Annotated in this window: 20 protein-coding genes and 1 pseudogene; 5 read left to right on the top strand and 16 right to left on the bottom strand. The window is 60.3% G+C overall.

Features of this window, described 5'->3' with window-relative positions:
- Nucleotides 1-184 precede the first annotated feature (184 nt).
- The 13 genes from Q2941_RS08370 to Q2941_RS08430 form a co-directional block, all read right to left on the bottom strand.
- Complete coding sequence (locus Q2941_RS08370) at nucleotides 185-937, bottom strand: ABC transporter ATP-binding protein (protein ID WP_027524122.1); 753 nt, start codon at nucleotides 935-937, stop codon at nucleotides 185-187.
- Nucleotides 931-1,998: a FecCD family ABC transporter permease gene (locus tag Q2941_RS08375; RefSeq protein ID WP_458192165.1), complete on the bottom strand. Its 1,068-nt coding sequence runs from the start codon at nucleotides 1,996-1,998 to the stop codon at nucleotides 931-933. The genes Q2941_RS08370 and Q2941_RS08375 overlap by 7 nt, the downstream gene beginning before the upstream one ends.
- On the bottom strand, nucleotides 1,998-3,167 hold the full coding sequence (locus Q2941_RS08380) for an ABC transporter substrate-binding protein (RefSeq protein WP_458192166.1): 1,170 nt from the start codon (nucleotides 3,165-3,167) through the stop codon (nucleotides 1,998-2,000). The genes Q2941_RS08375 and Q2941_RS08380 overlap by 1 nt, the downstream gene beginning before the upstream one ends.
- Entirely contained in the window at nucleotides 3,164-4,387 is a 1,224-nt protein-coding gene (locus tag Q2941_RS08385; protein WP_254111975.1) for an MFS transporter, read from the bottom strand. The genes Q2941_RS08380 and Q2941_RS08385 overlap by 4 nt, the downstream gene beginning before the upstream one ends.
- Nucleotides 4,384-6,273 (bottom strand): IucA/IucC family protein, encoded by a 1,890-nt coding sequence (locus Q2941_RS08390; protein WP_458192167.1) that lies wholly within the window; start codon nucleotides 6,271-6,273, stop codon nucleotides 4,384-4,386. The genes Q2941_RS08385 and Q2941_RS08390 overlap by 4 nt, the downstream gene beginning before the upstream one ends.
- Entirely contained in the window at nucleotides 6,273-7,412 is a 1,140-nt protein-coding gene (locus Q2941_RS08395) for an NAD/NADP octopine/nopaline dehydrogenase family protein (protein ID WP_027524117.1), read from the bottom strand. Before Q2941_RS08395 ends, Q2941_RS08390 begins: the two co-directional genes overlap by 1 nt.
- Nucleotides 7,409-8,419 carry a PLP-dependent cysteine synthase family protein gene (locus tag Q2941_RS08400; protein WP_027524116.1) on the bottom strand — a complete coding sequence of 337 codons (1,011 nt, stop codon included), beginning with the start codon at nucleotides 8,417-8,419 and terminating at the stop codon, nucleotides 7,409-7,411. The genes Q2941_RS08395 and Q2941_RS08400 overlap by 4 nt, the downstream gene beginning before the upstream one ends.
- Nucleotides 8,401-9,792, bottom strand: coding sequence for a Y4yA family PLP-dependent enzyme (locus tag Q2941_RS08405; RefSeq protein WP_458192168.1), 1,392 nt, complete (start codon nucleotides 9,790-9,792; stop codon nucleotides 8,401-8,403). Before Q2941_RS08405 ends, Q2941_RS08400 begins: the two co-directional genes overlap by 19 nt.
- A complete protein-coding gene (locus tag Q2941_RS08410) occupies nucleotides 9,789-10,220 on the bottom strand; it encodes a ParB N-terminal domain-containing protein (RefSeq protein WP_035662900.1) in 432 nt (143 codons plus the stop codon). The genes Q2941_RS08405 and Q2941_RS08410 overlap by 4 nt, the downstream gene beginning before the upstream one ends.
- Nucleotides 10,221-10,289: 69 nt before the next feature.
- Entirely contained in the window at nucleotides 10,290-12,563 is a 2,274-nt protein-coding gene (locus tag Q2941_RS08415; protein WP_371260496.1) for a TonB-dependent receptor, read from the bottom strand.
- A gap of 564 nt (nucleotides 12,564-13,127) precedes the next feature.
- Nucleotides 13,128-14,726, bottom strand: a complete 1,599-nt coding sequence (locus Q2941_RS08420) for an FAD-binding oxidoreductase (protein ID WP_027524113.1) — start codon at nucleotides 14,724-14,726, stop codon at nucleotides 13,128-13,130.
- 290 nt (nucleotides 14,727-15,016) lie between these two features.
- On the bottom strand, nucleotides 15,017-15,340 hold the full coding sequence (locus tag Q2941_RS08425) for an antibiotic biosynthesis monooxygenase family protein (protein ID WP_051389817.1): 324 nt from the start codon (nucleotides 15,338-15,340) through the stop codon (nucleotides 15,017-15,019).
- Between the two features lie 433 nt (nucleotides 15,341-15,773).
- The gene (locus tag Q2941_RS08430) at nucleotides 15,774-16,100 is read right to left on the bottom strand and encodes a hypothetical protein (protein ID WP_027524112.1); all 327 of its coding nucleotides are present in this window, start codon (nucleotides 16,098-16,100) and stop codon (nucleotides 15,774-15,776) included.
- On the opposite strand from Q2941_RS08430, the pseudogene Q2941_RS08435 reads away from it, so the two are divergent.
- Nucleotides 16,005-16,211, top strand: a pseudogene (locus Q2941_RS08435) (tetratricopeptide repeat protein); the annotation flags it as partial. The gene Q2941_RS08430 and the pseudogene Q2941_RS08435 sit on opposite strands and share 96 nt — an antisense overlap.
- Here the strand turns inward: Q2941_RS08435 and Q2941_RS08440 are convergent.
- On the bottom strand, nucleotides 16,128-16,520 hold the full coding sequence (locus Q2941_RS08440) for a hypothetical protein (protein ID WP_458192176.1): 393 nt from the start codon (nucleotides 16,518-16,520) through the stop codon (nucleotides 16,128-16,130). The pseudogene Q2941_RS08435 and the gene Q2941_RS08440 overlap by 84 nt on opposite strands.
- Nucleotides 16,521-16,820: 300 nt before the next feature.
- On the opposite strand from Q2941_RS08440, the gene Q2941_RS08445 reads away from it, so the two are divergent.
- Entirely contained in the window at nucleotides 16,821-20,279 is a 3,459-nt protein-coding gene (locus Q2941_RS08445; protein WP_458192175.1) for a tetratricopeptide repeat protein, read from the top strand.
- 955 nt (nucleotides 20,280-21,234) lie between these two features.
- Here the strand turns inward: Q2941_RS08445 and Q2941_RS08450 are convergent.
- Together Q2941_RS08450 and Q2941_RS08455 are read right to left on the bottom strand one after the other, a co-directional pair.
- Nucleotides 21,235-21,399 carry a hypothetical protein gene (locus Q2941_RS08450; RefSeq protein WP_156944420.1) on the bottom strand — a complete coding sequence of 55 codons (165 nt, stop codon included), beginning with the start codon at nucleotides 21,397-21,399 and terminating at the stop codon, nucleotides 21,235-21,237.
- 72 nt (nucleotides 21,400-21,471) lie between these two features.
- Nucleotides 21,472-21,651, bottom strand: a complete 180-nt coding sequence (locus tag Q2941_RS08455) for a hypothetical protein (protein ID WP_027524111.1) — start codon at nucleotides 21,649-21,651, stop codon at nucleotides 21,472-21,474.
- Nucleotides 21,652-21,737: 86 nt separating this feature from the next.
- On the opposite strand from Q2941_RS08455, the gene Q2941_RS08460 reads away from it, so the two are divergent.
- The 3 genes from Q2941_RS08460 to Q2941_RS08470 all read left to right on the top strand — a co-directional run bounded on the left by Q2941_RS08460 (nucleotide 21,738) and on the right by Q2941_RS08470 (nucleotide 22,769).
- The gene (locus Q2941_RS08460; protein ID WP_458192169.1) at nucleotides 21,738-22,016 is read left to right on the top strand and encodes a hypothetical protein; all 279 of its coding nucleotides are present in this window, start codon (nucleotides 21,738-21,740) and stop codon (nucleotides 22,014-22,016) included.
- Complete coding sequence (locus tag Q2941_RS08465) at nucleotides 22,017-22,163, top strand: hypothetical protein (RefSeq protein ID WP_458192170.1); 147 nt, start codon at nucleotides 22,017-22,019, stop codon at nucleotides 22,161-22,163.
- A gap of 399 nt (nucleotides 22,164-22,562) precedes the next feature.
- A complete protein-coding gene (locus Q2941_RS08470; RefSeq protein WP_458192171.1) occupies nucleotides 22,563-22,769 on the top strand; it encodes a hypothetical protein in 207 nt (68 codons plus the stop codon).
- The last annotated feature ends 468 nt before the right edge of the window (nucleotides 22,770-23,237 follow it).

A 23,237-nucleotide genomic window follows, 5' to 3' on the forward strand; every position in this document is an offset into this window, starting at 1 on the left:
CATCTGAACTACTATGCGGTCTCGGGTAACCACGAATACGCCCCCCTCTGTCGGAAGGGCCTAAAGCTAGCTGGAGCCAAGCAGAGGTCGTCCGAGTAAACTTCGAAGCCAGTGCCGCCCGCCCAAGCGCCTTTCGCTAGCTTGGCAAAGATGGACTCCTGGCCGGCCCCTGACACGCGGAGCGTCAGATCGCGTCGTCGACGATCAAATGTGGCTTGCCCTGCGAGCAGGATTCGACACGGGCCCTAATGCGAAAGGTTGCGGCAAGGTTTTCCGGCGTCAGGACGCCGGCCGCCGTGCCGAAATCGTGCAACGTTCCATCAGAGAGGATAGCGACCTTGTCGGCGAATTTCAGTGCCAGGTCGAGATGGTGCAGCGCGATCAGCACGAGCATACCGCCGTCATGCGCAAGGCTGCGCACCTGCCGCATCGCTTCCAGCTGGCGGTGCATGTCCAGTGCGCTGGTCGGCTCGTCCAAGAGCAGCACCTGCGGTTCGCGCACGAGACATTGGGCAAGCCCGACGAGCTGGCGCTGTCCACCGCTCAGCTCGGAAAGGATCTCATTGGCAAGATCGCCGATATCGAGTGCTGCCAGCGCCTGGTCCACCGCCGCCAGATCAGACCTCTCCAGACGCCAGCCGCTAACCTGCTTGCGCGCAAGAAGGACGGATTCGAATACAGTCAGCACTGCGCTCGCCGATTGATCCTGAGGCATGTAGGCGATGGCGCGATCTGCATCGCGCACGCCTTCCAACCGGCACTCGCCGGGCCCCGGAAGAATGGTTGCCAGGCGCCGGAACAGCGTCGACTTGCCCGCAGCATTCGGTCCGATGACGGCTACCACCTCGCCGCCGTAGCAGGGCGGAAGCGTCACATCACGCAGGACCTGGCGTGATCCGAAGCGTGCGCCGAGGCGGTGCGTGCTCAGCACTACCATATGTCCCTTCCGCTTTTCAGGATCAGATAGAGGAAGATTGGCAACCCGATCGCTGAGGTGACGATGCCGATCGGCAGGACGGCGCCGGGCACCGCGATCTTGGCCAGGATGGAGCTGACCGACATGATCAGCGCGCCAGTCAGTGCGCTCGCGGGCAGCAGGAAGCGCTGGTCTTCACCGACCATCATGCGGGCGATGTGCAGACCTACGAGACCGATAAAACCGATCGTGCCGACAAACGCGACGGGGATTGCCGACAAGAGGGAAACAAGGATCAGAGTTTCGAGCCGAAGTCGCCGCACCGGAATGCCGAAGCTCGCCGCGCGCGCCTCGCCAAGACGCAAGGCGGTCAATTGCCACCTGCGGCGAAGAAAGACCGGCAAGGTCAGACCCACAACGAGCGCGGTGATGACAAGCTTGGGCCATGTCGCCTTTGTGAGGCTGCCCATGGTCCAGAAGACGATGGCCCCGACCGCCTGCTCGGCCGCGAAGTACTGGGTGATAGCGAGCGCCGTATTGAAACTGAAAACCAGCGCTATGCCCAAAAGCACGATCATCTGGATCGAGGCTCCACGCCGCAGGCTGGCCAGATGGATCAGGAAGGCGGTTGCCATGGCCACGATGAAAGCATTGGCCGCAACGATGTAGTCGCCCGCCATAGGAACCAGCGCGACACCGAAGGCGAGCGCCAGGGCAGCGCCGAAGCTTGCACCGGCGGAAATGCCCAGCGTGAATGGGCTCGCCAGCGGATTGTTCAGGATGGTCTGCATCTGAGCGCCGCCGATGGCAAGCGCCACGCCGACGACGACGCCCATGAGAGCCCCCGGCATGCGGATCGACCAAACAATGACGCGCGTCTGCGCATCCGCCTCTGCTGGCAGAACGAGGGCACGCACAACGTCTCCAAGCCCATAGCTTGCAGGTCCCGTCGAGAGGTCGCCGACCAATGCGATGCAAACCCCGGCCACCAGCATGAGGAGAACGATCCACCGCCTGGCGCTGAGCGCTTGATAGGCGTCGCGTCCGGCTAAAGACGGGGCTTCGGTGTGGACATCTGTCATCACTGGCTGTCCGAAAGGCTGACGCTATAGCCGGCGCGGAAGCCTATGGGCAGGAAGCGGCGATGGTATTCAGCAAATGTCGTATTGGGGTCCAGATCGGCAAACAGGTCGGGGTGGAACCACTTCGCCAATTGTTGGACGGCGACAAATTCATATGGGCTATTGTAGAACTGGTGCCAAATGCCGTGAAAATTTCGCGTCTTCTTCGCCGCGATACCGGTATAGGCGTCGCGAGCAACGAACCATTCGAGCTTCTTGCGGATTACGCGAGGATCTGCCCCTGGTCCCAACGGAATCCAGTGGCCGCCGGGCACATAGGCTTTCCAGTCGGCACTGGTAACCACCACATGTTCGGGATCTGCGACGATGACCTGTTCGGGACTGATCTGCCCGAAGGTCGACGGAATGATATCGCTGCCGATATTGTGGCCGCCGGCGAGTTCGACATATTTGCCGAAATTCTCCGCGCCGAAAGACAGGCAGCAATCCTGCGAGTAGCCACCGATCCGTTCGACGAACACATTGGGGCGTTTCGGTTGTTTGATGGCGAGGACGTTGGCAACCGCGGCCATGGCCTGGTGGCGGAACGCGATAATCTCCTCCGCACGCGCCTCGCGCCCCATGATTCTGCCCAGGAGCCGAATGGTCGGTTCGGTATTTTCCAGGGGACGATGGCGAAAATCGATATAAAGGACCGGTATGTTCAAGGCCGCGAGCTTCTCGATGTAGTTGGCGTCCTTGTTGGCCTCCATGGCTTCAAGGTTAAGCAGCACGACATCAGGCTTCTGAATGATCGCCGCTTCGATGTCGATCAGGCTGTCCTCCTGCCCCTTGAAGGAAGGTAGCTTCGCCAACTCGGGAAACACTTCGAGATACTGCGCGTAAGTGGCCGGATCGGCCGCAATCAGATCGCTGCGCCAGGCAATCACGTGAGCCAAGGGATTGTTCGGCTCTAGCGAGGCGATGAGATAAAGCTGCCGGCCTTCGCCCAGAAGCATGCGCTTGACCGGCGCGTTGATCGTTACCTCTCGGCCCGCGATATCAGTCAGGGTCAGCGGCGCCTGTGTCTGCGTCTGACCAGGCTCGCCGGCAAATGCCACCGTTGGAAGCAAAGCAAGCAGGACAAGAACCCTTGCCGCGGCTTGAAGCAGCGATCGATGTTCCGTCATGGTCGGCTTCCTTCGGCGTTCGCAGTGTTGAGCCAGATGCCGAGAGCCGACAAGAACGACAAGGCGTAAAGCGTGGCGACGAGCGGGAACGCGGCTTCAAGACCAAAGAGCTGCGTGACGCCGACGCCGGCGATGATGCCGCTCACAGAAGCAATCTGCTGGGAAGCTTGCGCCAGGCCCAGAACCGAACCTTGCCGATCATTCGACACGGCTACCGAAATGAGCGCGAGAAGGACCGGCGTCGTTCCCCCAAGAAGCGCGCCCCAGATAAAATACAGGAGTGCGAATACGGCAGCGGAGCCCGTGCTGCCTGCCAGTTGCGTAACCAAAGCACACGCGGCCGAAATGAGCACGTTCCCACCCAGCACATAGGATGGCGCGCGATTCTCGAAGAGTCGCGCCCATAAGGGCGCGGCCACGACAAAGCCGCATGCCAGCAGCCCATAAGTGAGGCCGGCGACCCAATGCCGGGCGCCAAATGCCTCGGTCATGTACAGTGAGAAAGGAACCTGCAGAACCATGCGGCTCGCGAGGAGCATCCCCATTAAGCCAAGAAGAGCTGCGATCGGAACACGGGTCGACGCTGCAGGTTTTGCGATAGCTGCGCCGCCGGGATTGCTGGCAACAGTTCCCAGCGCCGGTACAGGCAAGCTCGACCAGGCAACGACAGCGCACAGCGCACAAACTGCGCCGGCCGTCAGATTTACCGCGGCAAAGGGAAAACGGTCGAGAATGAGCCCGCCCAGGAAAGCTCCGCCCAGCGAGCCAACATTGGTGGCAATCTGAAGCCAGGCGAAGAGGCTCGCGCGATCCTTCCCGCCGGTGATCTGCACGCCATAGGCCTGTGCCGGGGCGATATAGCCGGCGCAGGCGCCCTGCAAAAAACGTAGCGCCACGATCGTCCAGACATCCTGCGCAGCAGCAACAAGCAGTTGCGTGACCGCCAGACCGCCAAGAGCGCGAACCATCATGAGCCGATTGCCGTAACGATCGCCGATTTTCCCCCAAAGGGCGCTGGTCAGTGACATGCCGATCATCGGGCCAACATAGACACCAACGCTTGCCAATCCGAAGACGTTATCGGAGGAGCTCAACACTTTGATTTGGATCGGCCAGAACGGGCCACTCATTTCCATTGCCCCCATGGATATGAATTGCAGGCCGAACAGCAAAACAAAAACGGGTCCGAAACCGCGAACCGCGACGGAAACATTGGTCATTCCGCTCCCGCCATTGGATTGGGCAGCTCGTGCTCGACGCGATAGTCGCGATAGCACTCCAGATGCATCCGTAGCACCGAGCGGCTCGGCCAGGGTCTCTCGAGAAAGGCCTTGCGTTCCGCCTGCCAGAACGCGTCCGACAACGTGCGCGACCTGAGTGCATCGAAAACCACCTCGGTCTCCTCCCGCAAGATGCGCCAAAGGTTTGTGCCCGGCAGTGCATAATGTTCGTCGAGGCACAGTGCGACTTCATGAAGATGGCAAACGAAGCAGGCGTCGATGACGAACGAACGCACGAGACTGATATCGTCATCAAATGTGGTCGGTAAGATCCCCGTGCGAGTGAAGGGCTTGAGGTGATGCCCTCGCTCCCTGAGCAGCGGCGTAAAACTGCGGCCATCGCCGAAATCGCGGATCAGCAGCTTTCGCGGGCAGCCGGTTTCATCGAACAGGATCGTGCTGTTTTGCTGATGCGCCTCAAAGGCAATTCCATAAAGCAGATACATGGCGAGCGTCGGCCGGAGGACAGTCGCCACATAGGCACGGAAGAACGCAGATACCGCTGCTTCGCTTTCATCGCCGCCTCGCGCGATCAATTCGCAAATGAGCGGGCGGCCGTCGATGGGGCTTGCCGTCAAGAGTGACGCGACGGTGACCGGCAACAGCCCATCATTTCGCGCGAGAGCGTCCGAGTTGCGGTAGACGACCGAAAGAAAGCGGCCCGGATGCTCGTCGCCCGTTACGGGATGGTGCAGGATTGCACCCAGCTCTTCGGTAAAGATCTCCAACCTGTCAGAAATATCTCTCTCTTTCGACAGAATATCGGAGATCAGGGTGCTGAGACGCGGCCCCATGTGAATCGATTTGGCCTGCAGCGTGCGCTGTTCGCTGGTCATCCAGATCGCCACCGGCAGTTTGATAAAGGGTCTCGGTTCCTGTGTATCCGGCAGCATTGTGCGGAACGACATTGACGGCAGCGTCACGACCTCTGGGCCATCCGGGTCGAAAACTCCGGAAGCAATTTCAGCCGCAAATTCACGGCGCAGGAAATTGTCGAGGTGCCAGATATGGACAGGCAGAGGCAGCCAGTCCTCGGTAGACTTTCCACGTTTGTTCAATCCTTCGGCCCAGTCGCGCCAGAACTCGGGGAAATTTTGAGCGAACCATTCCGAATAGCTGCCAACATGCGGCATCTTCTCCACATAGGACCATTCTCTGCGTAGCGCTGCGATCCGAACGCGCACGCGAGCGCCGAACTCAGGCGACAAGGCCGTGACGTCCTCAGGCGACAGGTCGGGTTTGGCCTTCCACGTCGGATAGAAGGGGTGACCTTCCAACGCGCCCCATTGATCGAGAGTCATGGCCGCCAGATGCGGCGGCAGGCTCTTTGCCAGATATGCGAGGAATCCCCGCACGCCTGCTGCGGCCACCTTTCCTCGCAACTCGGCGCTCCAGTGCTCCCGATGGCGACGCGCCAGAACGTCGTTGCGCATGCTGTCCTCGACGTCGCGTATCAGGAGCTGGACGCCGTCCGATGCAGGCGGGATCGCCAAGGCGGGCGCGACCTCCCGGATGAGATCGGCGGGATCATCGATCCGGTATCGAGCGCCGGTCTCATCCAGTACTTCGACAGAACCACGATTTTGCAATGTTCCGGCAGGCGCACGACGCAGATCGGCGAAATGCAGGACCCGCCGTGACTGCCAAAGCGGGAGCCATGCCTGGTTGCCGTCGCGCGACCACAATAATGCGTCCGGTACAAGAAGACGCTCGGCGAACAGGCAGCGGACCAACCGGTTGAGCGCATTGCGCGATGCCGCCAGCCAAAGCTGCGCAGCACGCGCCTGAGCTTCCGCATCTGCGGAAGAAGACATCCTCTGGGCCATTACGCTTCCTCCGGCCAATTGGCAGGCAAACAGGCCGGTGCGCCTTCGGTGAACCCGCCGTGGTAGTTGAGCGCCCAGTTGTAGGTTTTCGTGATAGCGGGAGTTGGCACTTCAAGCCGCGCGGCCAGTTCCACGAGCAGAGCCTGCCCGAAGGCAATGTCTTCGTGGAAAGCGCGGCTTGCGCGATCGATGACGAGGCCGGGCCCCTCCGGGTTTGTAACGAGTGGAGCGTGAATGCCCGCATAAGCACGGTTGGTTCGCAACAGCGTGTGCATAGTCCGGTTGTCCCCGATCTGGCTACCGTACGCCTCGATCAATTCCTGTCGGAGCGGCTTCACCGAACTGAGATCAATGTCCAGGCGTGACTCGACCGCATGCCGGATTGCCTGGTTTTCCGCATCGCAGGCCTCCAGCAGTTCGGCACCGGCGCGCGGGCAATCGCTCCACCAGCAAAGGGGACGATCAAAGGGCTTGTTTTCCCAGGGAGCGCCGGGGCCGATCAAGGCATAGAGCACCGCGGGATGCATCAATGCATTGCCCGGCGTCAGCGTGATTTCCAGAAAGTCCTGCAGCAGGGTGACGGGGGCTTCATAAAGGCGATTCAGCATCGCCTGCAGCTTGGTACGGCTCGCTGAAGTCTCGCGGCGATGAAGCGCCGCGAAGAGCTGGGCCTTGGCGCCTCCCGTGCGCACCCGCTCGCCCGGGACCAGGTCAAAGGCGGTATGGGGCACGTCCTTCATGCCCCAGATCACCACATTGTCCGCACCGGAAAGGATTTTGGCTGCGAGCCAGTTGAAGCCGCAAAAGCCGGGAATTGCGCCGACATAGACACGCTTGTCCCGGGGGAGATGCCCCGCGAAGGAGTGTAGAAGCGCAGGCCGCGCTTGAGCCGGCTGCGTTATGATCACCATGTCCGTGTTGATGAGTGCCTCGCTCGGATCGGTGCCGACAAAGTCGGGCCGCCCGCTCAAGACGTGGCCGTCCGGCGCCTGGGCCTGCCAAACGCCGTCTCCGCTCGTCCACCGTTCGGCAACGGCAGCCGCTCCCGTCAGCACAGAGACGGTGATGCCTGGACGCTGCTTGAAGAGCACGGCATTCAAATGCCCCGTGCGCCCTGCACCGCAGATCGTCACCTTCATGCTGCGCGCGCCCTTCCCGTCAGCCAGGCATCGAGTTGTGTGCCGATTGTCGGATCCAACAAGCCGCGCTTGGCCATCCATTCATCGTCGAAAACCGAACCGAGATATTTCTCGCCGCCATCGGCAACGGGCGTGACGACCGTGCCGGACAGTTTGCCGGCCGCAATGAATTCCAGCGCCTTGTAGATGGTGCCCCCGGTCGAGCCCCCGACCAGAAGCCCGTGGCGCCGCGCGATAAAACGTGCCGTTTCGAAGGCTTGGGTGTCGGTGACCTGCACCCCTTCATCGATGCATCCATAGTCGAGCACCTTGCCGACTTCATCGCCGGCGGGCGTTCCTGTGCCCGACTGATAGTAGGGATGGCCGGGTTTGCCGAACACGATCGAGCCGGCTGGCTCCACAGCGATGGTCCGGACAGCAGGGTTAGCCCGCTTCAGACGCTGGGCGATACCGGTCATTGAACCGCCAGTGCCGACACAGCCGACAAAGGCGTCGATGCCGTCTGGAAGCTGTGTCAGGAGTTCGTCGACGAAACCGGCGTAGCCGTCCGGATTTGCCGGATTGTCGGACTGGTTCATGAACAACGCATCGGGAAGCTGAGCACCGAGTTGGGCGGCCAGCCGTTGCCGCTCCACCACCGCAACCTCGTCCTCTCGATAGTCGCCTTCGACGTAACGAATTTCCGCACCCAGCGCACGCATCGTGCGGATCTTGTCCGGCGCGGCGTGATGATCGACAACGGCAATGAAGCGCAGGCCCAATTCCAAGGCGGCTATCGCCAGTCCGATCCCGGTGTTGCCAGACGACGATTCGACGATCGTACCACCCGGTACGAGCCGTCCGTCCTCGAGTGCCGCAAGCACCATGCTGCGCGCCATGCGGTCTTTCATGGAGCCGCCCGGATTGTTCTTTTCAAGCTTCAGCACAAGCGTGGCGCCGCTGTTGGGTACGGCAATCGGCATCACCGGCGTCTGGCCGATAAACTGGCTTACGGTCGTGCAAAGCATTGTGCCTCTCCTATCGTGTCGGGAACGAGCGTTAGCTGCCCTTCTGTGTCCTGAACCACGCAAAGACGGCTCGGCATCGGGTGGCGGTGGAATTCGTTCTCAAGCAGGTCCATCTGGTAACCGCCGGTGTTGGCATAAACCAGAAGATCTCCCGCTCGCGGAGCGATCGGAAAGGTGAGCCATCGATTGCTAAGGACGTCCTCGTCCAGGCAGCTATGGCCCGCCAGATAACCTCGGATCGGTTTTGTGGCGACCGGCGGCGTTATGGCTGGCACCAGGATTGGGTCGACGAGGAATTCGGAGCCGAACCAGGTTTCGCAAGCGCTGAAGCTGCTGCCTTCGACGAAGATGACGTGAGCATCACAGCCAATCGCTTTCACGCGCAACACCCGGAAGACGGAGATCGCGGCCTGGTCGGCCAGTGCTCGACCGGGCTCCATCCCCAGTACCAGCCCCTCTTGAACGAGATAATTCGCGATGCTGCGGCCATCGGCCATCGGTGCGCGCAGTAGGCTCCGTAGCCAGTCGGCTGCAGAAAGCGCTCCACCGTAAGGATAGAAGGAGCCCGGCACCTTCCCCGTGCGGTAGTCCTCAGGCATCTGCGACTCAAGATGCGCTTGATAGGCACATCGATCGACATATTGGATCGGCAGTCCGCCGCCAATGTCGATCATGCGCGGCGCAAAACCTTGTGCGCGGGATTCGTCGATCAGGCCGGCTGCTTCTCCAATCGCTTGCGCACGAGATTCCCAGCCATAGCCACTCAGATGGAAGTGCAGCCCGTCAAAGCGCAACCGGTTTTCACCAGCAATGCGCGCCAGACACTGCTGGATGGCCGCCGCCGGCATGCCAAACCGGTTCTGCGCATGGTTGGTGGGACGCAATCGCAGCAGCACCGCCTGAACCGGGCCCGCTAACGGAAGGCAGCGGATCAGATCCTCGAGCTCTTCCGGTGAATCCACCGATATGAGAGCATTGCAGTCAATAAGCTCTTTGTGGAACAGAGCCGTCTTCGCCGGGCCAGTCGCCACAAGTTGTGTGCCGTCGGCACCAAGCTGCCTGGCATCTCGCAACTCATAAAGGCTTGAGACGTCGATGCCCGCCCCTGCGCGCAACGCTGCAGACAACAGCCTGGGAGATTTGTTGACTTTCGCTCCGTAATAGATCGCGTGTGCGACACCGCTCTCGCGCAAGACATTTTTGAGTGCTGCGAGATTCGTCCGCAGCTCATCGGGCCAAATCAGATTGACCGGAGACCCATGTCGGGTAACCCAATCGATCAGCAGCGGGCCGTTGCCCACCAAGAGCTCCGCCGTGCCTGGCCGTAGAATCGGCAAGAGGCCCCCACCGGGCTTATGGCCATGCAAGGTCACGACCTCGCCCTTTCGGCATGGGCGACAACGCGTTCTGTCGGAGCCAGGTGGCGCAAGCTCTCCAACGACAGGTTGCAGCTCGGAAGGCTCTGATCAAAAATATGTCGCGTCGTCTTGCAGGGAAATTTTCGACCACTGCGCGCCATTGCGAGGATGCTCGCTGGCGTGATCGTCAGCCCCGGCCGCCAGCTCTCGACTCGTACTGCGCCGTAACCCAAGAGAACCACCGGCACGAACGGCAGCTGCAGACGGTGCGCGACCGTTAGCCGGTGATGACCGTCCATCACGCAGAGGACATCCCTTTCCGCCGTGATCGGAACAGTCCAGCAACCTGCGCTGAGGATCTGCGCCTGCAGCTCCGCTACTCTGTCGAGATCGACCTCTTCGGTCGGGATTAAGCATGTTGGCGAAAGGAGGCAAACTTGCATATCGACCAGCCTGATCCTTGTCAGCAGGATCGGTTCATAAAGCGCCCTACCCAGCGGCAGGAGCGGCGATTACATGTCGACGGTCATTGAGAGGAGATACGTGCGCGGTGCTCCCAGGAAAAATGTTCCGAATGAAGCCACGCCGGACCAATAGGTCGCGCCGGTCACATTCTGAACGTTCGCGCGGAAAACCGTCTTCCTGCCGTTGATCGCCGTCGTGTAGCGGGCGCCGAGATCGAGCCGCGTCCAATCCGGGATCGACTGCTTGTTCGCGCTATCGATGAACTGCTTGCCCGTGTAAATGACTGCGCCATTCAAAGTGAGCCCCCTCATCCACGGGAGATCCCATTCGGCTCCAACATTGGCCTGTACGTTGGGAACCCCGATTGGCGTGTTGCCAACATTTGCCGCAACGGCTGTCTTCGTAAGGGTGCCATCCAGCAACGAAACGCCCCCGAGGAGCCGAACATCAGGCATGAGTTCGCCATATACGTTGAACTCGAGCCCTCGGACTTGCTGTTCGGCGGTCGCCGCGAAACGCCCGGCGGACAACTCACCGCTCGCCTTCGATATCTCGAATGCGCTGAAGGTGGTTGCGAACCGGCCGAAGTCCACCTTGATGCCGGCCTCGTACTGCTTGGCGATGTACGGTGCAAGCACTTCGCCGAAATTGGAAGCGGTCTGGGGCGCAACGTCACCCCGACTTAGACCTTCAATGTAGTTCGCGTACAGAGAGACGTTGTCCCGCGGCCGGATGACGAGACCGACCACAGGCGTGGTCGCGCTCTTGTCGTACGACGACGTGAGAGTTCCGACATTGGAGAGATAGTTGTTCGCCTCGATGCCCTGGCGCCGCACACCCAAAGTCAACAGGACGCGTTCATCGAGCACGGACAGGGTGTCAGCAATCGAGAGCCCCGTGAGTTCACTGTCCGAAAGCCGAGGGCGCCCGCTGACCTCGTTTGCGAACTGAGTAGGCGCCACTGTCGGATTATAGATATTCGAGGCGACCAGAGTGCCATTGGTCAACCGCCGGTACAGTGCATCATGATAGACCGAGGCCTGGAAGGCGACGGCATGATGGATGAAGCCGGTATCGAAGCGGGCGCGGACGCCGCCGTCATATGTGGTTCGATCAATGCTGAGACCGAAGAATTGGGGCATCGAGGTCGTGTCACCGCTCGTGTTGACGATCGTCGGGAGACCAAAGAATCGCTCGACGTTGGTTCGCGATCCGCCGACGTCGGCGAACAGCGTCACTTGATCGCTTAGATCGTATTCGTTTCGCAGCAGGGCAGATTGATCGTTGATGCGCGACCATTCCCAGGGCTGCGTCACGTTCAGTCGACCATCCGGCGCCTTTGGCACTTGCAGGCCGGAAGCCATGAGAAAGGGACGTGACGGAGCGTCGAAGCGATCGGTCTGGGCGATGAGGTAGAGCCAAGATCTGAACCGTTCGCCCTTATAGTCGAGGGCCAGCGATCCGACGCCCGTCGCTTCAGATTGCCGATCAATGGGCGTATCGCCGTCGCGCAGGCTGCCGCTGGCCCGCACGCCCCATTCCTTGCTGTCGCCGTATCGCCTGGCAACATCCCAGTGACCACCGAACCGTGAGGCCGAGCCATAGTCCACGGCGAAGCGAGTCAAATCCTCTCCTGCGCGCTTTGGCACAACGTTGATGACGCCGCCGACGCCGCCATTGGGCGCAATGCCCGACAGCGCGGCTGAGGGACCCTTGAGCACCTCAATGCGCTCGACGTAGTCCGTGAAGATGCGGTAGCTCGGCGCGATCCCGTAGAGCCCCTCGAAGGCGAACTCACCGTTGTTGCCTTCGTTGACCGGGAAGCCACGAATGTAGAAGGAATCGAGCAGGCCACCTGTTGGATGGGTACTTCGCACGGAAGGATCCAGGATCAAGGCACCCGCAGCCGTCGTTGCCTGTTGATCACGGATGAACTTGTCCGTGTAGCTCGTCACGTTGAACGGCGCCTTCATCGTGTCGGTGTTGCCGAGCAGTCCGAGCCGCCCGCCTTGAGCGACCTGGCCGCCTGCAAAGGCGGGCACCACACCGGATTGCGATGGCTTCGGTTGCCCCTCGGGGTGCGGAGCACCAGCCACCGCAGCGCGGCGTGACGTTGACTGGACCCGGACAGCACTTCGCTTGGCTGGTGCGCGACGGACCGACTGCTGCGTCGGAGCGTCGACCGTAACGGGTGGAAGGGAGTTGGCGTCCTGCGCTGTTTGAGATCGAGCGGGCGATTCCAACCAGCCTAGCAACGCCACCCCACTTAGCAGTTTCGCACCGAAGCGAACTGCCACCCGAACTTCACCTGCACGTCGCATTTCCAGAAAGTCCCTCATTAGCAGCACGTCGCCACGCGAGCTGACGCCGCGCTCGGCCAGCACCGACCATGGACCGAAGATCCGCTCTCCGCGTCCGTGCCCGGCCGATACATGTAGCTCGTGAATCAACTCATCCGCAGACTCGAACTCCGGACTTGGTTGCCTTCCATCGATCTGCAACGTCCGATTGCTGCGTCTGCATCGCCTCTTTAGAGAGACGTTATCGTGACCGCAACGCAAATGCGCGCGCAGCGACTTAGAATGTCTCGATCATCGACGACTCGAATCGTCACCATGTTTGGAAAACTTCCAAAGCTGCTTTGGAAGATTCCAAATCAGCGTTGTTGAAACTTGGAAGGTCGACTCGCGTCAGCGGCCATGCTTTCCTAGACGCAGCAACGCTCTGGATCTCGTCATGGACTGACCGTTGCGCGTCACCATTTCGCTCCTGTCGCTCTCATTGCGACGCCGTGCCGCAGCACAAGACGTGCCAATCAAAGGGAACGTCATGAGCTCTCGCGGTGGTTCGATGGGCCGCCGACTTTGTGCTTCCGCCAATAGCGACTACGGATCAATCAGGACGCCCGGGTTGAGTATGCACTGCGGATCCAGTTCCCGCTTGGCTGCCCGCAATGCGGCTGCGAAAAGTTCCGGCCGTTGCCGGTCGTACCACGGCCTGTGATCGCGGCCGACGGCATGATGATGGGTGATTGTGCCACCTGCCGCGATCAGCGCGTCGCTTGCCGCGTTCTTGATGGCCTGCCACTGCTCGAGAAGTCCGCCGTGGCGACCAAGAGCATGGAAAGTGAAATAGGGTGCAGGCCCGTCCGGGTAGAGGTGGGTGAAACGGCAAGTGACTTCACCCTTGACGCCAGTTGCTTCAAGAATGGCGCGCTCGGTCGCCCCTTTGACGTTGTCGTGAAAGCCTTCGAACTGATCCCAGGTGATGGCAGTCTCGAACGTATCGTTGATAAGGCCTGCGGGCGCTAGAAATTCGCGCGCATAGGGCATCCGAATGAACGCGTTGCGCCAGATGCCCGCCGCACCTTCCAGATGCGCGCCGCTCGCCTTTGCCGGCTCCGGCGTTCCCCGATGGTCGGTGCAGCATTCCAGTGCGCGCGCCATCCAGGCGTCCATCGGATGATCGCCCGATTCGAACGCGAGCACCATGATGGCAACGCTCCCATCGGCTGCACCGGTGTTGAAGGCCTCCTGCGGGTCCAGGATCCGGCAATTTGATGGATAGAGGCCCGCTTGCGCGACTGCACGCACGGCGCGCGCGGCATCGAAGAACGACGGAAAACGAACGGATGCGCCGGCGCGGAATTTGGGACGGGGCTGCAATCGCATCCAGGCGCGCGAAATCACACCCAAAATTCCTTCCGAGCCAATGAACATGCGGTCGGGACTGGGACCCGCACCCGACCCGGGAAGCCGGCGCGTTTCGACCACACCAGCTGGCGTCACGACGCGCAGGCTTTCGACGAAATCGTCGATGTGAGTGTGAAGGCTGGCGAAATGGCCGCCCGATCGTGTCGCAATCCAGCCGCCGAGAGTCGAATATTCAAAGCTTTGCGGGAAGTGCCGCAACGTGAAGCCGTTGGGCTTGAGCTGCTTTTCCAAAGATGGGCCATAGGTGCCGGCTTCAATCAATGCCGCGCGAGATACCGGATCCACTTCGACGACTTTAGCGAGATTGCGCAGGTCGAGGGTAACGGCAGCTTTATGCTTGATGCCGTCAACGCGCGGCTCGACTCCGCCGCAGACACTGGATCCGCCCCCGAAAGGCGTCAGCGAAGCGCCGACAGAACCTGCCCAGTCCATCACGGCCGCAATCTCCGCCTCATTACGTGGATAGGCCACGACGTCGGGCGCACAATCGTAGTTGCCGAGCATCGCTCTGACATAATCCGGATATGACTTGCCATAGGTGTGCGCGGCGCGATCGTAGCGTTCCGCCGTGCAGAAGGGGGACAGCGAAGCAGGCGGCAGCACGCGCGGCTCCCGCAGGGAGAGGTCTTCAAGGCGCGGGACTGCGATCGTATCGAACTCGCCAGTTCCAAACTTCGCATGATAGCGGCCGAGAACAAACTTTCGCTCCTCTGCGCTCATGCCTTCTCCTTCGCGGCCCCACCCGTAATATTTCAGCCTTGCGTCATCCATGAGGGGTCCTCCCGGTTCTTTTCGAGAGTTTCTGAGATCGAAGAGAAACTTCTGAACCACGGGGCCGCTCAAGGCGACCTCGCTCGATCGCAACGATACGCTTCCAAGGCAGAACGTGAAAGAGCACGCCGATGACGAGGCTTCGTCTCAGCGTCGGGTCAAACCGCTGCCCGCACTACTTCAACAAATGCCGATTTGCTTAGGGTGCAAACTTGGGCCTGTGAACCGTCCCTACGCTCGAAAGCAATCGTCAAGCTTCCATGCAGGATCTCGATGCCAATGCAAAAAACTCAGCGGGCATCCAGAACTTGAACGACTTCATACAGATGGGGATCGATTTCGTCGGTCAGGTCATCAAACTTACCCCACGCCTTGCGAAAGTCCGGTGATTGGTGTGCGGACTGCAGGAGTTGGCGGTTTTGCCATTGGATGTAGTTGACGATGCGCCGGCCGTCGAGGCTTCGATGTAAGCTGATTGAGACAAAGCCCGGCTGGCGCGCCATGAATCGTGCTCGATCGGTCATCAGCGAGAGTGCCTCATCCTGCTTTCCCGGATCGGCTTCGACTACGGTGATCTGGGTAACGATCTGATTGCCTGTTTGAATATGGGTCATGAAACCCGTCCTTCTCAACTGGGCTCAGGTTCCCCTCTTGAGCTTCCTCCGCTTCCAGTGGTGCTCATTCGAAGGATTGAACTTCCGAACACGGTAACAGTTCAAATCGCGCATCATCGCAATCCATAGAGGACCATCGCATGCGGCCACGGGCATTGTTCGAGGAGCAGCAACGCATAGCTCGATCAGCTGGAGCCCATTGATAGGACGACCCGCGGCCCGTCTTCATCTCCCGCCAGAAGCGCGGCGGGCCGCGCCAGCTTCGCGCCAGCTTCGCACCATAAACGATCTCGATGGGATGCTACGGTCGCGCTCGGTGGACTCCACCAGCATTAGCTGAACGCGAACTGACGAAACGAGAAGGCAAGTGCGACGGACGCCCCCTTCCCGCATGACAGAGAGTCGGCGAGCAATCTGACGTTGTCCACCTTTTTCAGGTAAGCTTATGAATCGTCAAGAGCGCCGGGCCACGGCCAAACAATCCCAAAAGGTCGCTCCGCAAAATTTGGAGGCCGCGAAACGAAGTTTGGAGGCCGCGAAACAGGGCAAATTGCTGTTTGATCTCGGCCGGTATGCCGAAGCCCTGGAATGCTTCAACGAATTCGATAGGCTCAATCCAAATATCGCACCTCTGTATCAAACGCGCGGCCTTTGCCTCCAACGGTTGGGCCGGTTCGAGGAAGCGCAGGCCGACTTCGAGAGGTCCATTGCGCTGAACCCTTGCGAGGCTGAGACCCACAAGAACCTCAGCACGCTTCATTCGAGATTTGGCCGGATGGAGCAGGCATTAGCGAGCATCGATCGCGCGCTCGAACTTCGTCCGAATTTTTCCGCAGCGCTGAACGAAAAGGCACGGGCGTTGTGGAGCCTGCAATTGCTGGATGAAGCTTTTGCAGCCTTTCGCAAATCGCTGGCGGTCGACCCGCACAATGCGGACACGATCTGGAATCTCGCGCTGCTTCAGCTGCTGACCGGAGACTTTGAGCGGGGCTGGTTGGGACGCGAGGCCCGTTGGAAAGCATCGTCTCTCGGCCTCGCCGGTCGCGGCTTTCCCCAACCCCTTTGGCTTCGTGATCAGCCGCTCGAAGGCAAGACCATATTGCTTTATGCCGACGAGGGATTGGGCGATGCAATCCAGTTTGCGCGCTATGTGCCCATCGTGGCCGCGCTCGGGGCTCAAGTCATCCTGGAGGTCCAGCCTCCGATCCAGAAGCTCTTGGGTGGCATCACTGGAGTCGCAACATGTATCGACCGAACGTCTTCGACGTCGCTGTCGTTCGACCTGCACTGTCCTCTTGGAAGCCTGCCGCTGGCGTTCGGGACGCGGCTCGATACGATCCCGTTCGCGGATCCGTACCTTCCTGCGCCTCCGGCGGCGCGCGTGAAGGCTTGGGAAGACCGGCTTGGCCCCCGCAATCGCTTCCGCGTCGGTCTCGTCTGGTCGGGGAATCCGGATCACAAGAACGATCACAATCGATCGATGGCACTGCGCACGCTTGCGCCTCTCCTGGATTGCGACGTCCAGTTCGTCAGCCTGCAAAAAGGCGTCCGGGATCAGGATCAGGCCGTCCTCGGCGAACGTCCTGACATCGTCGACCTGACGGACCAGATCAAGGATTTCACCGACACAGCGGCGCTGGTTTCCTGTCTCGATCTGGTGATCTCGGTCGACACCAGCGTCGTTCACCTTGCCGGCGCGCTGGGCGTCCCCGTCTGGACGATGTTGCCTTTCAACCCGGATTGGCGCTGGCTGCTCAACCGCGACGACAGTCCGTGGTATTCGTCCATGAAGCTGTTCAGGCAACCAAAGAGAGGTGACTGGGCCAGCGTCGTGGATCGCGGTCGCCTTGAGCTGGAGGGCCTGGTTTCCGCACGGCGGTCGGAAGCACGGCAACACCAGAGCAAAGCGTTGTCGCCCAAACCAGAGGATGCGCTCCTCTCGAATTCCCTCGGCTATCAGCACTGGCAACTCGGGCGCATGGACGAGGCTGTGCTGCATTTCCAGCGGGCGCTAAAGCTCTATCCGCAATATCTGGAGGCAGCGAACAATTGCGGCAAGCTGCTGCTTGATCTCGGCCGGCATGCGGAAGCCCTGGAATGCTTCAACGCAGCCGAGAAACTGAATCCAAATTCCGCAGTTCTGTATCAAATGCGCGGCGTTTGCCTCCAGGACGCGAACCGGTTCGAGGAAGCGCAGGCCGACTACGAGAAGTCCATCGCACTGGACTCCAGCCTGGCGGAAACGCACAACAACCTCGGCTTGCTTCACTCGAGACTTGGCCGGACGGAGCAGGCACTGGCGAGCATCGATCGCGCGCTCGAACTTCGTCCGGATTTTGCCGCAGCGCTTTCCAACAAGGCATGGATATTGTTGGATCTGCAATTGCTGGATGAAGCCTTCGCGACGTTTCACAGATCCCTGACGATCGAACCAGACCGTGCGCCGACGATTTTCAATTTCGCGCTGCTTCAGCTGCTGACCGGAGATTTTGAGCGGGGCTGGTTGGGACGCGAAGCTCGTTGGAAAGCGTCGTCTCTGGGCCTCGCCGGTCACAGTTTTTCCCGCCCCCTTTGGCTTGGTGACCAGCCGATCGAAGGCAAGACCATATTGCTTCATGCTGACGAGGGATTGGGCGACTCGGTTCAGTTTGCGCGCTACGTGCCCATGGTGGCCGCGCTCGGGGCTCAAGTCATCCTGGAGGTCCAGCCTCCGATCCAGCGGCTCCTGGCTGGGGTGCCCGGCGTCGCAACGTGTGCCGTCCGATCGTCTACAACGTCGCTGGCGTTCGACCTGCACTGTCCTCTTGGAAGCCTGCCGCTGGCGTTCGGGACGCGGCTCGATACGATCCCATTCGCTGAGCCGTACCTTCCTGCGCCTCCGGCGGGGTGCGTCAAGACGTGGGAAGACCGGCTTGGCCCCCGCAATCGCTTCCGCGTCGGTCTCGTCTGGTCGGGGAATCCGGATCACAAGAACGATCACAATCGATCGATGGCACTGCACGCGCTTGCTCCTCTGCTGGATTGCGACGTCCAGTTCGTCAGCCTGCAAAAAGGCGTTCGGGATCAGGACCGGGCCTTCCTCGGCGAACGTCCTGACATCGTCGACCTTACGGAACAGCTCGCGGATTTCAGCGACACGGCGGCGCTGATTTGCTGCCTTGACCTCGTGATCTCGGTCGATACCAGCGTCGTTCACCTTGCCGGCGCGATGGGCGCTCCCGTCTGGACGATGTTGCCTTTCAACCCGGATTGGCGCTGGCTGCTCAACCGCGACGACAGTCCGTGGTATCGGTCAATGAGACTCTTCAGGCAGCCAAAGCGAGGCGACTGGGCCAGCGTCGTGGACTGCGTTCGCCGCGAACTGGAGGGCCCGGTTTCCGCATGGCGGCCGGACGCACGGCAGCACCAGAGCAAGGCGTTGTCCTCCATACCACAGGACGCGCTCCTCTCGAATTCCCTCGGCTATCAGCACTGGCAACTCGGGCGCATGGACGAGGCTGTGCTGCATTTCCAGCGGGCACTGAAGCTCTATCCGCAATATCTGGAGGCAGCGATTAACTGCGGCAGGCTGCTGCTCGAACTCGGCCGGTATGTGGAAGCCCTGGAATGCTTCAACGCGGCCGAGAAACTGAATCCAAATTCCGCGGCTCTGTATCAAACACGCGGCATGTGCCTCCAGGAGGCGAACCGGCTCGAGGAAGCGGAGGCCGACTACAAGAAGTCCATTGCGCTCGACCCCGGCCTGGCGGAAACGCACAGCAACCTTGGCACACTCCAGTCGAAATTGGGCCGGACGGAGCAGGCACTAGCGAGCATCGATCGCGCGCTCGAACTTCGGCCGGATTTTACCGAAGCGCTTTCCAACAAGGCATGGATATTGTTGGAACTGCAATTGCTGGATGAAGCCTTCGCGACCCTCGACAGATCCCTGGCGATCGAACCAGACCGTGCGCTGACGATTTTCAATTTCGCGCTGCTTCAGCTGCTGACCGGAGATTTGGAGCGGGGCTGGCCGGGACGCGAGGCCCGTGCGTCTCTTGGCGCCATCACGCGCGGTTTTTCCAGCCCCGCCTGGCTTGGTGACCAGCCGATCGAAGGCAAGAGTATACTACTTTATTGCGACGAGGGATTGGGCGACTCAATCCAGTTCGCGCGCTATGTGCCCATGGTGGCCGCGCTCGGGGCTCGAGTCATCCTGGCGGTCCAGCCTCCAATCCAGAAGCTCTTGAGTGGTATCCCCGGAATCGCAACCTGTGTCGCCGACCTGTCCGGAACGTGGCTTGAGTTCGACCTGCACTGTGCTCTTGGAAGCCTGCCGCTGGCGTTCAGGACGCGGCTCGATACGATCCCGTTCGCGGAGCGGTACCTTCCTGCGTCCCCGGCGGCGCGCGTCAAGACGTGGGAAGACCGGCTTGAAGACCGACTTGGCCCCCGCAATCGCTTCCGCGTCGGTCTTGTCTGGTCAGGGAATCCGGATCACAAGAACGATCACAACCGATCGATGGCACTGCGCACGCTTGCGCCTCTCCTGGATTGCGACGTCCAGTTCGTCAGCCTGCAAAAAGGCATCCGGGATCAGGACCGGGCCTTCCTAAGCGAACGTCCTGACATCATCGATCTGACGGACCAGATCAAGGATTTCACCGACACAGCGGCGCTGGTTTCCTGTCTCGATCTGGTGATCTCGGTCGACACCAGCGTCATTCACCTCACCGGCGCGCTGGGCATTCCCGTCTGGACGATGGTGCCATTCAGCCCGGATTGGCGCTGGATGCTCAACCGCGACGACAGCCCGTGGTATCAGTCAATGAGGCTCTTCAGGCAGCCAAAGAGAGGCGACTGGGCCAGCGTCGTGGACAACATTCGCCGCGAGCTGGAGGGTCTGGTTTCCGCATGGCGGCCAAGGCAAGAGCCGACTTTGCTCCTGCCCGCCGAGTGAAAATCGAACTGAGCCGAGTTGACCCGCCTGATCCGGCGAAATCGAGCGGCGGCGGTCGTCCGCCTGACCGATGTGGAAGCGGCGAACTGCAACCTTCCTGTAATAGACCTTGAAGTCAAAGACCATGGGTCGCCTTCGGAAGGCACCAGAAGCATCTTGCGTTGTACGGCAATTGTAGGAAATCGAACAAATCCGAGGCAGATTCACCCCGGAGATGCACGACAAGCTCATGTATCTAAAGGGGAAATTGCGATGGAGCGGGTGAAGCGCTCCGACGCAAATATTTCTGACGACGTTCCTTTGTAAAATCAATTACTTACAACGAATGGCTAATTACCTTGTTGGACGCTTTGTTGGACGTTTTATTGGACACTTCTGCGCGGCTCAAAGTTGTCTCGCTGCCGCTCGAAAGTCGTTTCTGACCCTACGGAAAACCATGAAGTATTGGCGGTAGCGCCTGTATTAGCAAAACAGCGCTTCCGCCCAACACGCTGGCTCCCACGACGAGCAAGGACAGGACGCGCTCCCGAAGTATCCCGTTGCTCGCGACGTCGTTCGAATTTTGCATCCGTGCACCCGTTTTTTTCGTGCGACGAAAGCGTCATAGACTGAGTCGGGGGATCGGCAAGCGCCGAAATTTGCCGGAAAATTAACTCGTGATTCACCGACTCGGGCACCTGGGCCTAGCTGTTGTTTGCTCAAGTCGCAGTTGGCCCAGACGTTTGCGTTTGATCTTGAGAGCTTTCGCCGGTGCGGGGACCCTTCTCCGTCGAGGACGGTTCGAAGAACGCTTTCGCCTTTCGATGATTTGGCAAAGCGGCGGGCCTGTACGGACCGAAACTCGTGTAGTTGCGCACCGATTTCATCGCGAGCCGATCATAGACCGTCTCGTGAAGTTGCGCAGTGTCTGGCACGGCGCGGACCGCTTTCGACCAATGGAGCGCGGAAGGCGGCCCTACTCGTCTTTGGGGTCCTCGGAGCGCTTGAGAAGTTTCAGGGAGCGCCTGATTTGTTCCTTTGAGTGCTCCACCAGTTCACGCGTGTAATCGTTCCCCCGAGACAGCCGTTCAAGCATCGAGCCGACCTGGTGTTCAATCCGTTCTTTTTGCCTGTCAGTCATGGGCTTATCCCGCGTCCGACGAGCAATTAATGCACGTTCAAAATTCTGGTTCCTCGAATGGAGACTGCTAAATTATTCCGGACGGTCCCGAATGATCCGATACACCCGCTCGCGCTCCAACAGTTCCAGTTGCGCGGCCATGTGGTGCCATTGCTGAGCGGCTTGGATGTAGAAGTACCGCGTGATCGGGTTGGCCTTCTTGGCCAGTTCCGCGCACTTTATGGCTCTCGCTCGCATCTCTACGGCTTGCATGGGGGAATAATGTCCTAAGCGAGCCGGGGGCGCATTCAACTAGGTGAATTCTACGCTCAGGTGACAACTCGGGGGGCTGGGCTCCAATGACCGATCGAAGCTGGGGACGGCCTTTCGACGACCCAATCAAGGTGGACGGCCGCAAGCTGGTCACCCCGCGCGATGCCGGTCAGTACATCGCGAAGCTCCCCAAGGCCGTGCACGACGCGCCGGAGTGGCAAGCCGCGACGGAAGCGCTGATCCTGGTAGCGGAGAAAGGTGGACCGTCGATGCTCGCTCGCATTGGCATTATGCGAGCCTTGAACCGAGGCCGGCCCAGTCCGGCACGGGACCGCGACGGAAGCCGGCGAACTGAAGAGGGATGAATGACCGTCTTCGTCCATGTCAACACCGCCAAGCAGGTCGGCGATGCCGACCACATCAAGGTCTTCGCCACGGTCGACGCGGCCGAAAAGTGGTTCGAGGAGAATGACCCCGAAGGCGTTGCGTTCGAATATGAGGTTCTAGAATGAACCGAATCGGCCGCAGGACCATCCACGCGATGTTGGTCATTGTGGTGCTAGTGATCGTCTGGCAGTTTTTGGCATCGTTTTTGAAATAGGCCCGCCAGTGTAACCGCGCCCTTCAGCCGCAGATCTCTTCCGGCACAAGCTGCATAGCTGCCCGCCCCCGACGTGTGCCACGGTATCACAATCGGGAATGACCGATTATTTCAGTCGCTGGTAATTGCTAGCCTTGGCTATTGTCATCGCATCGTCCATAGTCGCGGGACGGTTTGTTAGTCTGCCGGGCGAATATCAGCGGCATCTTAGGCAGGCTTGTTTCGCTCTATTGCCGCTCTCAAACTTTGCGTTTGATGCCGATAGTGGCTACTTCGCGGCACCAGCTCAAACCAAGCCCCTGCTGCACACGTGGTCGCTTCCGGACTGCACCAGATCAGCAAGGGTGGCTTTGGCTCGATCTATTCTGCGAAGCATTTCTGCCTGCCGCATGCAGAAGCCGGTTATGGTGAGGTCACGCCGCGCGGCCTGCACCTCGTGCAACACAAGATCGACTGCCTCCGCGACATTGTCCCCGGCCACGGCGCGGCGCACGGGGCCGCGTTGATGAGCCATTGAACTACTCCTCCAGATGGTGCTCGTCCGAAGTCGGCGTGGCCTTTCCTCGCATTATAGTTTTCTCAGCCCTGCTTTGGCGGCGTCCATGACACCATGAAAAGCGCTGCTCACCACCAATCAAAAATCATTGGCACCCGCGCTCTAGCCAGCACGCCAGCACGCCAGCACGCTCGCCCCGTACCCCCAGGCGACGCCAAGCACGGCAACAACGGACCAGCGCAACAAGCTGAGGATCTGATCCTTCATGGCGAGCGCATCCATATTGGACGCGCGATGTGGGCATGGGATCCCGGCGCAAACACGGCAAAAGAGTGCGTGAAACATGGACCGACCTTGAGGTCTGGTCGCGAAGCGCCCGGAGAGCATCCAACGATGCGGCCGCCAAAAGTTTTGGATCAAGATGCTATGGGGCGGGGCGGACGGCGAGGGTTTGTGGCACGCTCGGCGCTCTGTCCAAAGACACCAAAG

The organism is Bradyrhizobium sp. UFLA05-153 (assembly GCF_054185185.1).

What these genes read in the sequence shown, in the direction of transcription:
- Q2941_RS08385 (WP_254111975.1), bottom strand. Translation starts at nt 4,387, where the DNA reads ATGACCAATGTTTCCGTCGCGGTTCGCGGTTTCGGACCCGTTTTTGTT.
- Q2941_RS08465 (WP_458192170.1), top strand. Translation starts at nt 22,017, where the DNA reads ATGACCGTCTTCGTCCATGTCAACACCGCCAAGCAGGTCGGCGATGCC.
- Q2941_RS08420 (WP_027524113.1), bottom strand. Translation starts at nt 14,726, where the DNA reads ATGGATGACGCAAGGCTGAAATATTACGGGTGGGGCCGCGAAGGAGAA.
- Q2941_RS08415 (WP_371260496.1), bottom strand. Translation starts at nt 12,563, where the DNA reads ATGCGACGTGCAGGTGAAGTTCGGGTGGCAGTTCGCTTCGGTGCGAAA.
- Q2941_RS08380 (WP_458192166.1), bottom strand. Translation starts at nt 3,167, where the DNA reads ATGACGGAACATCGATCGCTGCTTCAAGCCGCGGCAAGGGTTCTTGTC.
- Q2941_RS08370 (WP_027524122.1), bottom strand. Translation starts at nt 937, where the DNA reads ATGGTAGTGCTGAGCACGCACCGCCTCGGCGCACGCTTCGGATCACGC.
- Q2941_RS08390 (WP_458192167.1), bottom strand. Translation starts at nt 6,273, where the DNA reads ATGGCCCAGAGGATGTCTTCTTCCGCAGATGCGGAAGCTCAGGCGCGT.
- Q2941_RS08400 (WP_027524116.1), bottom strand. Translation starts at nt 8,419, where the DNA reads ATGCTTTGCACGACCGTAAGCCAGTTTATCGGCCAGACGCCGGTGATG.
- Q2941_RS08445 (WP_458192175.1), top strand. Translation starts at nt 16,821, where the DNA reads ATGGCACTGCGCACGCTTGCGCCTCTCCTGGATTGCGACGTCCAGTTC.
- Q2941_RS08395 (WP_027524117.1), bottom strand. Translation starts at nt 7,412, where the DNA reads ATGAAGGTGACGATCTGCGGTGCAGGGCGCACGGGGCATTTGAATGCC.
- Q2941_RS08410 (WP_035662900.1), bottom strand. Translation starts at nt 10,220, where the DNA reads ATGCAAGTTTGCCTCCTTTCGCCAACATGCTTAATCCCGACCGAAGAG.
- Q2941_RS08430 (WP_027524112.1), bottom strand. Translation starts at nt 16,100, where the DNA reads ATGAAGCGTGCTGAGGTTCTTGTGGGTCTCAGCCTCGCAAGGGTTCAG.
- Q2941_RS08455 (WP_027524111.1), bottom strand. Translation starts at nt 21,651, where the DNA reads ATGCAAGCCGTAGAGATGCGAGCGAGAGCCATAAAGTGCGCGGAACTG.
- Q2941_RS08375 (WP_458192165.1), bottom strand. Translation starts at nt 1,998, where the DNA reads ATGACAGATGTCCACACCGAAGCCCCGTCTTTAGCCGGACGCGACGCC.
- Q2941_RS08425 (WP_051389817.1), bottom strand. Translation starts at nt 15,340, where the DNA reads ATGACCCATATTCAAACAGGCAATCAGATCGTTACCCAGATCACCGTA.
- Q2941_RS08460 (WP_458192169.1), top strand. Translation starts at nt 21,738, where the DNA reads ATGACCGATCGAAGCTGGGGACGGCCTTTCGACGACCCAATCAAGGTG.
- Q2941_RS08450 (WP_156944420.1), bottom strand. Translation starts at nt 21,399, where the DNA reads ATGACTGACAGGCAAAAAGAACGGATTGAACACCAGGTCGGCTCGATG.